Origin of the sequence: Flavonifractor plautii ATCC 29863, assembly GCF_000239295.1 — a bacterium.
GTDB lineage: Bacteria > Bacillota > Clostridia > Oscillospirales > Oscillospiraceae > Flavonifractor > Flavonifractor plautii.
This window is the reverse complement of the sequence record NZ_JH417758.1, coordinates 1-13,538: the sequence shown is the minus strand read 5'-3', so window position 1 is coordinate 13,538 and position 13,538 is coordinate 1. Positions and strand designations below refer to the sequence as shown.

Here is a 13,538-nt window from a genome sequence, read left to right as displayed (position 1 = left end):
CGCTTAAAATATCCAGATTGGTGTGGCTTTATGGTTGCGGGGGATGGATTTGAACCACCGACCTCCGGGTTATGAGCCCGACGAGCTACCAAGCTGCTCTACCCCGCGATATGGTGCCGGAGACCGGGGTCGAACCGGCACGGGATTCCTCCCACGGGATTTTAAGTCCCGGGCGTCTGCCAATTCCGCCACTCCGGCGTGGAGGGCTCCAGTCTCTTGCTTTTGAGTGCTTAATTAGAATACCACAGCCAAAGCCTCTTGTCAACCCCTATTTTTAAAAAGCCGCCCGACAGGAATCGTATACATCTTTCCCTCCCTCCGGCATATACTGATATGTACACGACTTACGAAGGAGGTATCCCCATGCAACACACGCAGCAGGACGAAACCATTCTGCGCACCGAGCCAAAAGAAGACATAGATGACCTGATTTTCCGCGCCGATCCCGGCTGGATGGTCAGTGAGCGATAAAACCGCCCGCCCTCGGGCGGTTTTTTCCTGCCACTCTCTTTACAATTTCCACTCTTTTGGATATAATATGAGGGCTATTTTATGGAAATGAGTGTGGTTTTACATGCTTCAGTTTGATGAATACAAGGTAAAGCTCAACAATCTGCGCCCGGAGCTGGACGAGCTGGACCAGGCCTTGGGCCTGGAGACGGCCATCCGGGAGGTGGAGATGCTGGAGTCGGAGAGCGCTTCCGACGGCTTTTGGGACAACCTGGAGAAGGCCCAAAAGGTGCAGCAGCGGGTCAAGCAGCTACGGGACAAGATTGAGGGCCAGCAAAAGCGCAAGACCCAGTGGGACGACCTGATGACCCTGTGCGAGTTGGGCAACGAGGCCGAGGACGAGACTCTGGTTCCCGAAGTGGAGGAGGGCTTCGCCAAGCTGGAGGCCGAGATAGAGGAGGCCAAGCTGTCCACTCTGCTCACCGGCGAGTATGACGGCTCCAATGCCATCCTCACCTTTCACGCCGGCGCGGGCGGCACCGAGGCCCAGGACTGGGCGCAGATGCTCTTCCGCATGTACACCCGCTGGGCGGAGCGCCACGGCTACGTGTGCAAGACGCTGGACTACCTGGACGGCGACGAGGCCGGCCTCAAGAGCGCCACCATTTCCATCGAGGGTGAGAATGCCTACGGCCACCTCAAGAGTGAGCACGGCGTGCACCGGCTGGTCCGGGTCTCCCCCTTTGACGCCAACGCCCGGCGTCAGACCTCCTTCGCCGCGCTGGAGGTCATGCCGGAGATTCCCGACGATGTAGAGGTGGACATCCGCCCGGAGGATGTCGAGATGCAGGTGTTCCGCTCCTCCGGTGCCGGCGGCCAGCACATCAACAAGACCTCTTCCGCTGTCCGCCTGATCCACAAGCCCACCGGCATTGTGGTTTCCTGTCAGACCGAGCGCAGCCAGTTTCAGAACCGGGACACCTGTATGCGGATGCTGCGCTCCAAGCTGGTGGAACTCCAGATGCAGGCCCACGCGGAGAAGATCTCCGACATCAAGGGTGTACAGCTCAAGATCGAGTGGGGCAGCCAGATCCGTTCTTATGTGTTTATGCCCTACCAGTTGGTAAAGGACAACCGTACCGGCTATGAGACCAGCAACATCAACGCCGTGATGGACGGTGAGCTGGACGGCTTCATCAACGCCTATCTGAAGGCGGAGGCCACCGGCAACTGGGCTGAAAAATAAATTATTTCCTACACGAATCTTTTGAGCAGCGGGCTCATAAGATTCGTGTGCTTTTTGCACACTTTTTTTCTCCGCCACCTTGTATTTTTGTTTCCAGTTTGTTACCATTAGGATGCCCCAAAAAACGCCTTTCATAGGGAAAGGCAATGAGGAAAGGTGGAATGTTTTCTATGAGAAAACCCGCAAGCAAATTCCTGTCCCTGTTCCTCGTGCTGGCTATGGTGTGCTCCCTGTTCGGGGCCGCCTTTGCCGCAGAGGAAGAAACCGCAACCCCCTATGTCATTCCCGATGTCGATGGTAAGGTTGTTATTCTCCATACCAACGACACCCACGGCGCGGATCTGGACGAGGAGGGCGCTTCCTTCGGCATGGCCGGTGTGGCCCAGCTGAAGAAGGACTTCGAGGCCGCCGGCGCCGATGTGCTGCTGGTCTCTGCCGGCGACTCCATCATGGGCAAGCCCCTGGTGAGCGCCGACCAGGGCAAGAGCGCCATCGAGTTCATGAACGCCGCCGGTTATGATGCCATGACCGTGGGCAACCATGAGCTGGACTTCGGCATCGACAACCTCAAGGCCCTGGCCAAGGATGCCGACTTCCCCATCCTGTGCGCCGACATGACCACTGAGGCCGACGGCAAGACTGTCTTCGATTCCAACAAGATCTTTGAGATCGGCGGCGTGAAGGTGGGCGTGTTCGGCCTGGCCACCCCCGAGACCCTGACCAAGGCCGACGCCTCCAAGATGCCCGGCATCACCTTCCCCCAGACCGACAAGCTGTACGCCGTCGCCCAGGCTCAGGTCGATGAGCTGAACAAGGCCGGCGCCGATCTGATTGTCTGCCTGGGCCACCTGGGCATCGATGACGAGAGCATCGGCAACCGCTCCATCGACGTGTGTGAGCACGTGAACGGCATTGACCTGTTCATCGACGGCCACAGCCACTCCACCACTGCCGATATCATTGCCAAGGTGGGCGACACCAACGTGGTCAACGGCGCCAAGATCGTCTCCACCGGCACCGCTCTGGCCAACGTGGGCGTGGTGATCTACGATCAGGAGACCGGCACCCTGACCGACGAGCTGGTTCCCGCCGCCTCCTACACCAAGACCGACGCCGATGTGGCCAAGCTGGTGGACGACCGCAACACCGCCGTTGATAAGGTCTACGGCGAGAAGATCGCCACCACCGAGGTGGATCTGAACGGCTCCCGCTCCGGCGGTGCGGCCACCGATCCTGTTACCAAGGCCGAGATGACCTTCCCCGAGGGCGAGGGCGTCCGCACCACTGAGACCAACCTGGGCGACTTTGCCGCCGACGCCATCCTGTGGCAGGCCCGCCAGACTCTGGGCGAGGAGAACGTGGACGCCGCGCTGACCAACGGCGGCGGCATCCGCGAGGCTCTGGCCAAGGGCGACATTTCCAAGAAGAGCCTGCTGGCCGTCTTCCCCTTCGGCAACACCGTGGCCACCATCGACGTGACCGGCGCCCAGCTTCTGGAGGCCCTGGAGGCCGCTACCTGCACCACCCCCGAGGCCATCGGCGCCTTCCCCCAGGTGTCCGGCATTGAGTTCACCCTCAACACCGGCGTTCCCTATGTGAACGGCACTCAATACGCCAACTCTACCTACTACGCTCCTGCCAATCCCGGCAGCCGCGTCACCATCTCCACGGTGAACGGCAAGGCCTTTGATCCCGCCGCCACCTACACCATCGCCACCAACGACTTCACCGCCAAGGGCGGCGACACCTACGGCGTGTTCAAGATCGCCGGCGGCTGGAAGGATGTTGGCGTGTCCCTGGAGGACGCCCTGATCAACTACACCACTGAGGAGCTGGACGGCACCATCACCGCCGGGCAGTACGGCGAGCCCGCCGGCCGCATCACCATTGTGGACGAGCCCGCCAACTATCCCGCCGATCTGGAGACCGGCTCCTGGTACTACAACGCCGCCGTGTATGCTTTGGACAATGGCATCATGAACGGCACCAACAAGGGCTTTGAGCCCACCGGCACCGTCACCCGCGCCACCGTGTACCAGACCCTCTATAACATGGAGGGTAAGCCCGCGGTTGAAAAGACCACTGTGACCGGCACCGAGGGCAAGTGGTACGCCAACGCCATTAACTGGGCCGCCTCCGCCGGCCTGTTTGAGGGCACTGAGTACGGCACCGACACCGTAATCACCCGTTCCGGTATCGCCACTATTATCGCCGATTACGCCTCCTACAAGGGTATTACCGTGGACACCTCCGGCATGGCTATGAAGGAGGCTCCCGACTACGACTCCATCCCCGCCGCCGATCTGGAGGGCATGACCTTCTGCTATTATGGCAAGGTGATGACCGGTGACCAGAAGGGCAATCTGAACCCCAACGGCCAGCTCACCCGCGCTGAGTTTGCCCAGGTGCTCAAGAACTTCAGCGTCCTCAAGCCCACCTATGTGGAGACCGTGGTTTCCATCCCTGTAGCCGCCCAGGACGGGATCCCTGCCCATGAGATTCCCGCCACCCTGACCCTGCCCGTCTCCGCCTCCAAGGACGCGAAGGTCCCCGGCGTGGTGATGCTCCACGGCACCGGCTCCAACCGGGACGAAGCCGGCATGGGTTACGCCCTGGCCGCCCCCCGTATGGCCGCCGACGGCATCGCCACCCTGCGCATCGACTTCATGGGAAACGGCGACTCCACCGCCAGCTACCGGGATTACAACTACACCTCCGCCGTCATTGACGCCAAGGCCGCCGCGGACTACCTGGCCGGCCTGGAGACTGTGGACGGCGGGAACCTGGGCGTCATGGGCTGGAGCCAGGGCGGAACCGACGCCCTGCTGGCCGCAGAGGCCCACCCCGGCACCTTCCAGGCTGTTGTCACCTGGTCCGGCGCCCTGGAGCTGAACGGCGCCTCCCTGTTTGCGGGTACCAGCTTTGAGGATGCCTATGCCCAGGCCAAAAAAGAGGGCTTTTATACGATGACCTTTGACTGGCGGGAGCCCTTGGAGCTGGGTGAGCGCTGGTTCCAGGAGGTGGCCGAAACCAACATTCTGAAGGTAACTGCTGACATCAAGGCCCCCATTCTGGCCATCAACGGCAAGGACGATACTACCGTCACCCCCGATAACGCCGAGAAGATTGTGAAGGCCGCCGCTAACGCCGACAGCCAGTTGCTGCTGGTGGATAACTGCGACCACACCTACAACGTGTTCTCTGGCGATTTCACTGCCCTCTATCAGACGGTGGACGCCACCGCCGCTTTCTTCCAGGCGCAGTTGATCCCCGCTGCCGCCCAGGCCGCGGCCTGATTGATCTCCCCCTACACACCAGGCACCCCCGGAGTCCAACGGCTCCGGGGGTGCCTTCGTATTTCTTGCTTTTCCGTATGCCGGAAGCAGCAGCTCTTTTTAGCCCCGTCGACAGGCCACAGCCCTGCAAAAAGGCCCGGAACCAAATCGGTTCCGGGCCTTTTTTCTCTCTGGCTCAGTACATGCCGCCCATATCGGGGGCAGCCGGAGCAGCCGGAGCGGGGGGCTGGGGCTTGTCGGCCACCAGGGACTCGGTGGTCAGCAGGGTGGCGGCGATGGAGGCCGCATTCTCCAGAGCGGAGCGGGTCACCTTGGTGGGATCGACGATACCAGCGGAGATCATGTCCACATAGGTCTCATTATAGGCATCGAAGCCGTAGCCCACCTTGTCGGCCTTCTTCACATTCTCCAGCACCACGGAGCCGTCGATGCCGGCGTTGGTGGCAATCTGGCGCATGGGCTCGGTCAGGGCCTTGGCAATGATGGACACACCGGTCTTCTCGTCGCCCTCGGTCTCGGCCAGCAGCTTCTCCACGGAGGCGATGGCGTTGACATAGGCGGTGCCGCCGCCGGCCACGATGCCCTCTTCCACAGCGGCGCGGGTAGCGTTCAGGGCGTCCTCGATGCGGAGCTTCTTCTCCTTCATCTCTACCTCGGTGGCGGCGCCCACACGGATGATCGCCACGCCGCCGGCCATCTTGGCCAGGCGCTCCTGGAGCTTCTCGCGGTCGTAGTCGGAGGTGGTGGTCTCGATCTGGCTCTTGATCTGGTTGACACGGGCCTTGATGGCGTCGGCCGAGCCGGCGCCGTCCACGATGATGGTGTTCTCCTTGGAGACCTTCACCTGGCGGGCGCGGCCCAGCATGTCCATGGTGGCCTCCTTGAGCTCATAGCCCATGTCGGAGGTGATGACGGTGCCGCCGGTCAGCACGGCGATATCCTCCAGCATCTCCTTGCGGCGGTCGCCAAAGCCGGGGGCCTTGACGCACACCACATTCAGGGTGCCGCGCAGCTTGTTGACAATCAGGGTGGACAGGGCCTCGCCCTCCACGTCCTCAGCGATGACCAGCAGCTTCTTGCCGGACTGCACCACCTGCTCCAGGATGGGCAGCAGCTCCTGAATGTTGGAGATCTTCTTGTCGGTAATGAGAATCAGGGCGTCGTCCAGAACGGCCTCCATCTTCTCAGTGTCGGTGACCATATAGGGGGTGATATAGCCCCGGTCAAACTGCATGCCCTCAACCACCTCGGAATAGGTCTCGGCGGTCTTGGACTCCTCCACGGTGATGACGCCGTCGTGGGAGACCTTCTCCATGGCCTCGGCGATCAGCTTGCCCACGGTCTCGTCGCTGGAGGACACGGTGCCCACGCGGGCAATGTCGGCGGAGCCGTTGACCTTCTTGGAGTTGGCCTTAATGGCCTCCACCGCGGCGGTGGTGGCCTTGGCGATGCCCTTCTTCATGACCATGGGGTTGGCGCCGGCGGCCAGGTTCTTCAGACCCTCGCGGATGATGGCCTGGGCCAGCAGGGTTGCGGTGGTGGTGCCGTCGCCGGCCACATCGTTGGTCTTGGTGGAGACCTCCTTCACCAGTTGAGCGCCCATGTTCTCAAACGGGTCGTCCAGCTCAATCTCCTTGGCGATGGTCACGCCGTCGTTGGTGATCAGGGGGGCACCGAACTTCTTGTCCAGCACCACATTGCGGCCCTTGGGACCCATGGTGATCTTCACGGTATCGGCGAGCTGGTTGACGCCGCGCTCCAGCGCGTGACGGGCTTCCTCGCCGTAGCAGATAATTTTAGCCATAACGTATTACCTCCAAATTGAGTCGGGTGGAGCTCACCCGGAAGATTTCTTGTTCCAGAGAGCGGGCGCACACTGTGCGCCCCTACACGGAAAATTACTCCACAATGGCGAGGATGTCGCCCTGACGGACGATAGTGTACTCCTCGCCGTCCGCCCCGCGAAACAGAATTTCGCGGGGACCCCCGGGGATTTCATCTGCGACCGCCGGAAATGAATTCCGTCGGCCTCCGGCGCTTATCGCGCCGCCCCGCCCCAGGCGGGGCCCCAGGTGGACGGCTTATCTCGCCGTTCCGCTGGGTTATTCTACGATCGCCAGAATGTCGCCCTGACGGACGATAGTGTACTCCTCGCCGTCCACCTTGACCTCGGTGCCGGAGTACTTGCTGGTGATGACCTTGTCGCCCTTCTTGACGGTCATGGTGATCTCCTTGCCGTCCACCACGCCGCCGGGGCCGACCTCGATGACCTCGGCCACCTCGGGCTTCTCTTTGGCGGCGCCGGTCAGGATGATGCCGCTCTTGGTCTTCTCCTCCGCTTCGACCAGCTTGATAACCACACGGTCTGCAAGGGGCTTGAGTTTCATAAGGGGTTCCTCCTTCATGTATCATTCATTTTTCTTGTAAACCAATTCAGCAGATTAGCACTCATTTTACCGGAGTGCTAACCTGCTTATAATAATAACCTCACTTGATGGATTCCGCAAGTCTTAATTTTTAAATAATCTGTTAAATTTCCATTCCGCGCGGTTCCTATTTCAATTTAACATTCAAAACCTGTTCAGATCTTCTTTTTTCTCCCGCTCTCTTCTGTTTTCTAATTTCGCACCCGTTTCTCCGGAATCCAATGGGTTCCTTCTGGAAAGAAAAAGTTTACTTTTTTAGCAGACACACGGACAGAGAGCTCAGAATCCACCATCTCCTCACCGTCCAAATTGATCCGGTCGGCCCGCTCACAGGCGACGTGCATCTCCCGGCCGCGGCGCAGAAGGATCCGCGGGATATCCCCGGCGCCCCCCTTGGCGTACTTGCCGATCAGCGTCAGAATGGTCAGCCTGGAGACAGCCGGCACCACTACAAAGTCCAGCAGGCCGTCGTCGGGCACGGCGTCGGGGCAGGGGTTAAAGCCCCCGCCATAGTAGCGGCCGTTGCAGGCGCAAATGAGGGTAAACGCCTCCCCCGGCAGGCGCTCCCCGTCGATGGTCACCCGGTAAGGCCGGTGAATCCCCTGGACAATGGTGCGCACGGCGGAGAGCTGGTAGGCCAGCGGCCCGCTCACCAGGGGCAGCTTCTTGAAGTCTGCCGCACCAAAACCGATGCGGGCGTCGAACCCCACCGAGCAGACATTGAGGGCCAGCCGCCCGTTGCACTCAATGAGATCCACCGGCGCCTGGGGCGCGTCCAGCAGAGCCCGGAGATCGTAAAAGCGGCAGGCATCCGGGCCGAACATCCGCAGAAAATCGTTGCCCGAACCCATGGGGTAGTGGGTCACAGCGGCGTTGCCGAAGCCTGCGGCTCCGGCAACAGCCTCGTTAAGGGTGCCGTCGCCGCCGCAGGCATAGATGCGCACCGGCTCCCCCCTCTCCGCCGCCGCCCGGGCCAGCTCGGCCCCGTGGCCGGGGTATTGGGTGACCGCCGCCTCCCATGGCTCGTCTCGCCCGGCCAAGGCAGTGCGGAGCTTCTCCCGCATCTCCTGGGTGCGGTCGTATTTTCCCGCATGGGGGTTGATTAAGAACAGGTGCCTCACAGGGCCCATCCTCCTTATCCGTTGGTCAGCTCCACAGGAGCAGGCGCTGCTCGGTGCGGGCCATGCGGGAGACAATGGCTGCCGCCTCCGCCCGGGTGAAGGTGCCCTCCGGCTGGAAGGTCAGCCGGCTGTCCACCCCGGACAGGATTCCCTTGGCGTAGAGGCTGTAGATGGCCTCCGCCCCCTCATCGCCGCTGCGGATGTCGGGCACCGACGCCTTCACCCGGGCCAGAGAGTTGAGTTCCGGCATGGCCTTGGCCAGACTGGTGGCGGCAAAGAGCTCCGCCGCCTCCCGCCGGGTGACAGCCCGTCCGTAATCCCGCTCGGTAAAGTCCCCCTTTTGAATCATGCCGCTGGCCAGGCAGTAATCTACCGCCGGCACATACCAGTACGGTCCGCCTTCGGTGCTCAGATGAAAGTCGTCCCCCTGGTAGCGGCTCTCAATCGTGGCCGCCAGCTTGAGGGCCTCCGCCACGGTCAAGGTCTGATTGGGCGCATAACGGTTCTTCCCCACGCCGGAGGTGAGCCCCACATTGTAGGCGATGTCCACCCAGAGGGCGAACCAGTCCCGGGGGGACACATCGGAGAAGGAGGGCAACTTGCCCCGGGTGAGGGGGAACTTGGCGGAGGGCACCCCCTTGGCCGCCAGGATGCCGGGCAGGTCATAGACCGGGATTTTGGTGACGGTGCTCCCTTTGGTGAGGGTGAGCACCTGAGTTCCGCCCTGCTCGGCCACCTGGACCTGGTCATAGCTCAGCTCATAGAGCACATTGGTGGTGCTCCCCGCCCCGTCCGGGAAGGGGAGTATACTGACCACGCCCCAGCCGCCCCCCTTTTGGGCGATATAGAGCCCGCAGTCAATGGGGAGAAGGGTGTCGTACTCCGGCTGGATGAGATACCGCCCATCCTGCCGGATCACCCCGAGCTTGCCGTTGAGGTTGACCGCCGCGATGCCGAGCTGGAAGGACACGATGCTGTCGTACTGGAGAGGGATGACCACATTCCGGCCAGCGTCCACATAGCCCCACTTTCCGGCCAGCTCGCACTGGGCCAGCCCCTCGCTGTAGCCCCATACCGTGGCCCCCTCCGGCGCGGCGGAGGCCGGGAGGAAAAACAATCCCGCGCACAGGGCCGCGGCCAGCAGCCCCGCCAGGGCGCGCTTTCCCTTTCCTCGCCTCATATCAATCCCCTCCTCCTATCTTCCGTACTGGAACAGGTCGCACTTGAGCATGCCGTTATACAGCTTACGCTTCTTGTCTGCGGTACGGCCAAAGGTGCGCTCGAACTCCGTGTGGGAGGAGAGCACGCTCACCCGCCACCCCTCCGGCAGCGTGCACACCGCCCGGCCGAAAGCCCGGTAAAGCTCCTCCGCCTCCCGCTTCTCCAGGATGCGCTCCCCATAGGGCGGGTTGGTGACCACCCGGCCATAGGGCGCGTCCCGGCGGAAGGCGGCGGCGTCCGCCACCTCGAAGCGCACCGCGTCCTCCACATCCGCCTTCTCCGCGTTGGCCCGGGCGATGGCCACCGCCTTGGGGTCGATGTCCCCGCCCCAGATGTCGTATGCCCCGTCGTACTCGCCGTCCATGGCCTCGTCGGCGGCCTGGAGCCACAGCCCGCTGTCCAGCCAACGCCACTTCTGGGCGGAAAAGGCCCGGTTGAGGCCCGGCGCCCGGTTTTTGGCGATGAGGGCCGCCTCGATGGCGATGGTGCCCGAGCCGCAGAAGGGGTCGCAGAAGGGGTCCCTCCCCCGGTAGCGGGAGAGGAGCACCATGGCGGCGGCCAGCGTCTCCCGCAGGGGGGCGGCCACCCCCACCGCCCGGTAGCCCCGCTTGTGGAGCCCGGCCCCGGTGGTGTCCAGCATCAGGGTGACCTCGTCCCGCATGATGGAGAACTGGATCTGATACAGCGCCCCGCTCTCCGGCAGGGTTTCCAGCCCGTACTTCTCCCCCAGCCGGGCAGCGGCCGCCTTTTTCAGCACGGCCTGGCAGGCGGGCACCGCGTGGAGCTGGGAGTTGAGGGAGTGCCCCTTCACCGGGAAGGCCCCCTCCCGGGGGATAAATTCCTCCCAGGGCAAGGCGCGGCAGCCCTCAAACAGCGCCTCGAAGTCGGCGGCCCGGTAGCGGCCCACCACCAGCAGCACCCGCTCGCCGGTGCGCAGGTTCAGGTTCACCCGTGGGATATCCGCCGGGGCGGCCTTGCACCGCACCCGCCCGTTCTCCGCCGCCACCTCCGGCAGCTTCAGCCGCCGCAGCTCTTCGGCGCACAGCCCCTCCAGCCCGAACAGGGTGGGGACCAGCAATTCCAGCTCTCTCATGTCCATCGCCTCGCTCCGTTCTCGTTCTCAGACAGCAGTATACCTTATTTTTCTCTGCTTGGCAAATCTGGAAAGCGAATTTGCTTCCCTTTTTCTCCGAGTTGTGCTAGGATAGCAGTAGTATTTCGAAAGGAGGAGTGCCCATGCCCATACCAAGCATCTGCTGGCTCGCCGCCCTCGTCGCCCTTCTGGCGCTGGAGGCCGCCACGGTGGGGCTGGTTTCCCTGTGGTTCGCGGTAGGCTCCCTGTGCGCCCTGCTCACATCCTTCTTTGTGAGCAACATCTGGGTGCAGTTTGCTGTGTTCCTGGCGGTGTCCTTCCTGTGTCTGGTCATCATCCGCCCCCTGGCCAGGAAGTACGCCGATCCCCGCCGGGAGAGTACCAACGCCGACCGGGTCGTCGGCGCCGAAGGTGTGGTCACCCAGGCCATCGACAACCTGAAGGCCCAGGGCCAGATCACCGTGAACGGCGCCCCCTGGACCGCCCGCACCGAGGAGGGCTGCCCCGCCATCCCCGCCGGCTCCCGGGTCAGGGTACTCCGCATCGAGGGCGTCAAGGTCATCGTGTCCCCCCTGCCCGTCCCTACGCCGGGACGGTAATTCCAAACCGAGGAAGAGAAAAAGGAGGAATCCCGCATGCCGTTTATCCCCATTATCATCATTATCCTGGTCGTCGTGCTCATTCTGGTGCTGGCCACAAACCTGAAGGTGGTGCAGCAGTCCAAGGCCTACGTCATCGAGCGGCTGGGCGCCTTCCACTCCGTCTGGGGCGTGGGCATCCACTTCAAGGTTCCGTTCCTGGAGCGGGTGGCAAAGGTGGTTTCCCTCAAGGAGCAGGTGGTGGACTTCCCGCCCCAGCCCGTCATCACCAAGGACAACGTCACCATGCAGATCGACACGGTGCTCTACTTCCAGATCACCGACCCTAAGCTCTACGCCTACGGGGTGGAGCGGCCCATGTCTGCCATTGAGAACCTGAGCGTCACCACCATGCGCAACATCATCGGCGACATGGATCTGGAGCAGACCCTCACCAGCCGCGACACCATCAACTCCCAGATGCGCGCCCTGCTGGACGAGGCCACCGACCCCTGGGGCATCAAGGTCAACCGGGTAGAGGTCAAGAACATTCAGCCCCCTCCGGACATACAGAGCGCCATGGAGAAGCAGATGAAGGCCGAGCGGGAGAAGCGCGAGGCGGTGCTCCGGGCCGAGGGCCAGCGCCAGAGCCAGATCCTGGTGGCCGAGGGCGAGAAGGAGTCCATGATTCTCCGGGCCGACGCCGCCAAGCAGGCCGCCATCAAGAAGGCCGAGGGCGAGGCCGAGGCCATCCTCAAGGTCCAGCAGGCCACCGCCGAGGCCATCAAGCTGCTCAACGAGGCCGATCCCAGGGAGGCGGTGCTGCGCATCAAGGCCCTGGAGGCTTTCCAGGCCGCCGCTGACGGCAAGGCCACCAAGATCATTATCCCCTCCGAGATCCAGGGCCTGGCGGGCCTGTGCGCCTCCGCCAAGGCCGTGTTCGACTCGGTGGAGCCCAACAAGCCCAAGCCCCCCGCTGAAAGCAAATAAAGCAGCGAATAAAGCGGAGGCCGCCCGAGAGGGCGGCCTCCGCTTTGCTTATCTGCACCAGGTGATACCGGCATCCGTCCGCTCCGGGGCGGCGGGGTGCTCCAGAGCGGCGTAGCCCAGGGCCACCCCTACCAGGGGCTCGTAGCCCTCGGGCAGCTCCAGCCGGGCCCGCAGCGCCGGGTCGGAGAAGGCGGCCATGGGCCCCATCAGAAAGCAGGAGCCCAGTCCCAGCCCGGCGGCGGCCAGCAGCATGTTCTCCGCCGCGCAGGATACATTGGCCATGTTGAAGCCCTTCTCATCCAGGCCGCCGGGGGCGGAGAGCACCACCAGGGCCGCCGCGCCGTAGAGAGGGTGATAGCCCTCCTGGGCGGCCAGGTTCTCCAGGAAGGGCACGCCGGAGCGGGCCATGCCCGCCACCGCCGCCGCGTCCACCGCTTGGAGCTGCTCCGGCCCCGCAAAGACGCTCATGTGGAGCCGGCCGAAGATGGGGGCCTGGTTGCCCGCCCGGAGCACAGCCTCCAGCTTCTCCCGCTCCACCGGCCGGTCTCCGTAGGCACGGATGCTCCGCCGGAGCTCAATCGCCTGCTGTATTTCCATTTTAAAATACCCCTTTCCTTTTCTGGCCCTTGTTGGTATCATTATAGACAGCGGCGAAAAAAGTACAAGTACGCAATTTTTCTTTAGCCGGTAAGAAAATACTTAGTGGGGAGGCAACACCATGGAGGGCTGTCCGGTCAAATTTGCCCTGGGGCTGGTAAGCGGCAAGTGGAAGCTGTGCATCCTGTGGGAGCTCAACCAGCAGGAGGTAATCCGCTTTAACGAACTCCAACGGCGGCTGGAGGGTATCTCCAGCGTCATGCTCTCCAAGTCCCTGGAGGAGTTGGAGCGAGCCAGGCTGGTCCACCGGGAGCAGTATCCCGAAATTCCGCCCCGGGTAGAGTACTCTCTGACGGCGCTGGGGCGGTCCATTGACCCCTATCTGCGCGCCCTGGGCGAGTGGGGCATGCAGGCCTATGAGGCAATCCAGGCCGGCTGAATAAGGCCCCCGGAACCGATTGGTTCCGGGGGCCTTGCCATTTCCCGCTTACATCCAGTGCTCCTCGCCGTCATAGACACG

At 62.8% G+C, this 13,538-nt stretch carries 11 protein-coding genes and 2 tRNA genes; 5 read left to right on the top strand and 8 right to left on the bottom strand.

The window, feature by feature from the left end:
* Window positions 1-31 precede the first annotated feature (31 nt).
* A tRNA-Met gene (locus HMPREF0372_RS09055) sits at window positions 32-108 on the bottom strand.
* Window positions 109-111: 3 nt separating this feature from the next.
* Window positions 112-198: transfer RNA gene (locus HMPREF0372_RS09050), tRNA-Leu, on the bottom strand.
* A 376-nt stretch (window positions 199-574) separates the two neighbouring features.
* Here HMPREF0372_RS09050 and prfB point away from each other — a divergent pair.
* Window positions 575-1,696: a peptide chain release factor 2 gene (gene prfB, locus HMPREF0372_RS09045; protein WP_007491210.1), complete on the top strand. Its 1,122-nt coding sequence runs from the start codon at window positions 575-577 to the stop codon at window positions 1,694-1,696.
* Between the two features lie 170 nt (window positions 1,697-1,866).
* Window positions 1,867-4,992 carry an alpha/beta fold hydrolase gene (locus HMPREF0372_RS09040; RefSeq protein WP_039997061.1) on the top strand — a complete coding sequence of 1,042 codons (3,126 nt, stop codon included), beginning with the start codon at window positions 1,867-1,869 and terminating at the stop codon, window positions 4,990-4,992.
* A 175-nt stretch (window positions 4,993-5,167) separates the two neighbouring features.
* Here HMPREF0372_RS09040 and groL read toward each other — a convergent pair whose 3' ends face one another.
* The 5 genes from groL to HMPREF0372_RS09015 all read right to left on the bottom strand — a co-directional run bounded on the left by groL (window position 5,168) and on the right by HMPREF0372_RS09015 (window position 10,859).
* A complete protein-coding gene (gene groL, locus HMPREF0372_RS09035) occupies window positions 5,168-6,796 on the bottom strand; it encodes a chaperonin GroEL (protein ID WP_007491205.1) in 1,629 nt (542 codons plus the stop codon).
* Window positions 6,797-7,094: 298 nt separating this feature from the next.
* Window positions 7,095-7,379: a co-chaperone GroES gene (locus HMPREF0372_RS09030; RefSeq protein ID WP_009261453.1), complete on the bottom strand. Its 285-nt coding sequence runs from the start codon at window positions 7,377-7,379 to the stop codon at window positions 7,095-7,097.
* A 230-nt stretch (window positions 7,380-7,609) separates the two neighbouring features.
* The gene (locus HMPREF0372_RS09025) at window positions 7,610-8,548 is read right to left on the bottom strand and encodes a diacylglycerol/lipid kinase family protein (protein ID WP_007491201.1); all 939 of its coding nucleotides are present in this window, start codon (window positions 8,546-8,548) and stop codon (window positions 7,610-7,612) included.
* Between the two features lie 16 nt (window positions 8,549-8,564).
* Window positions 8,565-9,719: a WG repeat-containing protein gene (locus HMPREF0372_RS09020; RefSeq protein WP_007491200.1), complete on the bottom strand. Its 1,155-nt coding sequence runs from the start codon at window positions 9,717-9,719 to the stop codon at window positions 8,565-8,567.
* Window positions 9,720-9,734: 15 nt separating this feature from the next.
* Window positions 9,735-10,859, bottom strand: coding sequence for a THUMP domain-containing class I SAM-dependent RNA methyltransferase (locus HMPREF0372_RS09015; protein WP_007491198.1), 1,125 nt, complete (start codon window positions 10,857-10,859; stop codon window positions 9,735-9,737).
* A gap of 137 nt (window positions 10,860-10,996) precedes the next feature.
* Here HMPREF0372_RS09015 and HMPREF0372_RS09010 point away from each other — a divergent pair, with 137 nt between their 5' ends.
* Entirely contained in the window at window positions 10,997-11,452 is a 456-nt protein-coding gene (locus HMPREF0372_RS09010) for an NfeD family protein (RefSeq protein WP_007491195.1), read from the top strand.
* Between the two features lie 36 nt (window positions 11,453-11,488).
* Window positions 11,489-12,421, top strand: a complete 933-nt coding sequence (locus HMPREF0372_RS09005; protein WP_007491193.1) for an SPFH domain-containing protein — start codon at window positions 11,489-11,491, stop codon at window positions 12,419-12,421.
* Between the two features lie 48 nt (window positions 12,422-12,469).
* Here HMPREF0372_RS09005 and HMPREF0372_RS09000 read toward each other — a convergent pair whose 3' ends face one another.
* On the bottom strand, window positions 12,470-13,018 hold the full coding sequence (locus HMPREF0372_RS09000; RefSeq protein ID WP_007491188.1) for a nitroreductase family protein: 549 nt from the start codon (window positions 13,016-13,018) through the stop codon (window positions 12,470-12,472).
* A gap of 121 nt (window positions 13,019-13,139) precedes the next feature.
* Between HMPREF0372_RS09000 and HMPREF0372_RS08995 the strand changes: the two genes are divergently transcribed.
* Window positions 13,140-13,457, top strand: coding sequence for a winged helix-turn-helix transcriptional regulator (locus tag HMPREF0372_RS08995; RefSeq protein ID WP_007491186.1), 318 nt, complete (start codon window positions 13,140-13,142; stop codon window positions 13,455-13,457).
* Window positions 13,458-13,538 lie beyond the last annotated feature (81 nt).

Bases quoted from the DNA above. Each gene is read 5' to 3' on its own strand.
- HMPREF0372_RS09000 (WP_007491188.1), bottom strand. From the start codon at position 13,018: ATGGAAATACAGCAGGCGATTGAGCTCCGGCGGAGCATCCGTGCCTAC.
- HMPREF0372_RS09005 (WP_007491193.1), top strand. From the start codon at position 11,489: ATGCCGTTTATCCCCATTATCATCATTATCCTGGTCGTCGTGCTCATT.
- HMPREF0372_RS08995 (WP_007491186.1), top strand. From the start codon at position 13,140: ATGGAGGGCTGTCCGGTCAAATTTGCCCTGGGGCTGGTAAGCGGCAAG.
- HMPREF0372_RS09025 (WP_007491201.1), bottom strand. From the start codon at position 8,548: ATGGGCCCTGTGAGGCACCTGTTCTTAATCAACCCCCATGCGGGAAAA.
- HMPREF0372_RS09015 (WP_007491198.1), bottom strand. From the start codon at position 10,859: ATGGACATGAGAGAGCTGGAATTGCTGGTCCCCACCCTGTTCGGGCTG.
- HMPREF0372_RS09040 (WP_039997061.1), top strand. From the start codon at position 1,867: ATGAGAAAACCCGCAAGCAAATTCCTGTCCCTGTTCCTCGTGCTGGCT.
- prfB (WP_007491210.1), top strand. From the start codon at position 575: ATGCTTCAGTTTGATGAATACAAGGTAAAGCTCAACAATCTGCGCCCG.
- HMPREF0372_RS09020 (WP_007491200.1), bottom strand. From the start codon at position 9,719: ATGAGGCGAGGAAAGGGAAAGCGCGCCCTGGCGGGGCTGCTGGCCGCG.
- HMPREF0372_RS09030 (WP_009261453.1), bottom strand. From the start codon at position 7,379: ATGAAACTCAAGCCCCTTGCAGACCGTGTGGTTATCAAGCTGGTCGAA.
- HMPREF0372_RS09010 (WP_007491195.1), top strand. From the start codon at position 10,997: ATGCCCATACCAAGCATCTGCTGGCTCGCCGCCCTCGTCGCCCTTCTG.
- groL (WP_007491205.1), bottom strand. From the start codon at position 6,796: ATGGCTAAAATTATCTGCTACGGCGAGGAAGCCCGTCACGCGCTGGAG.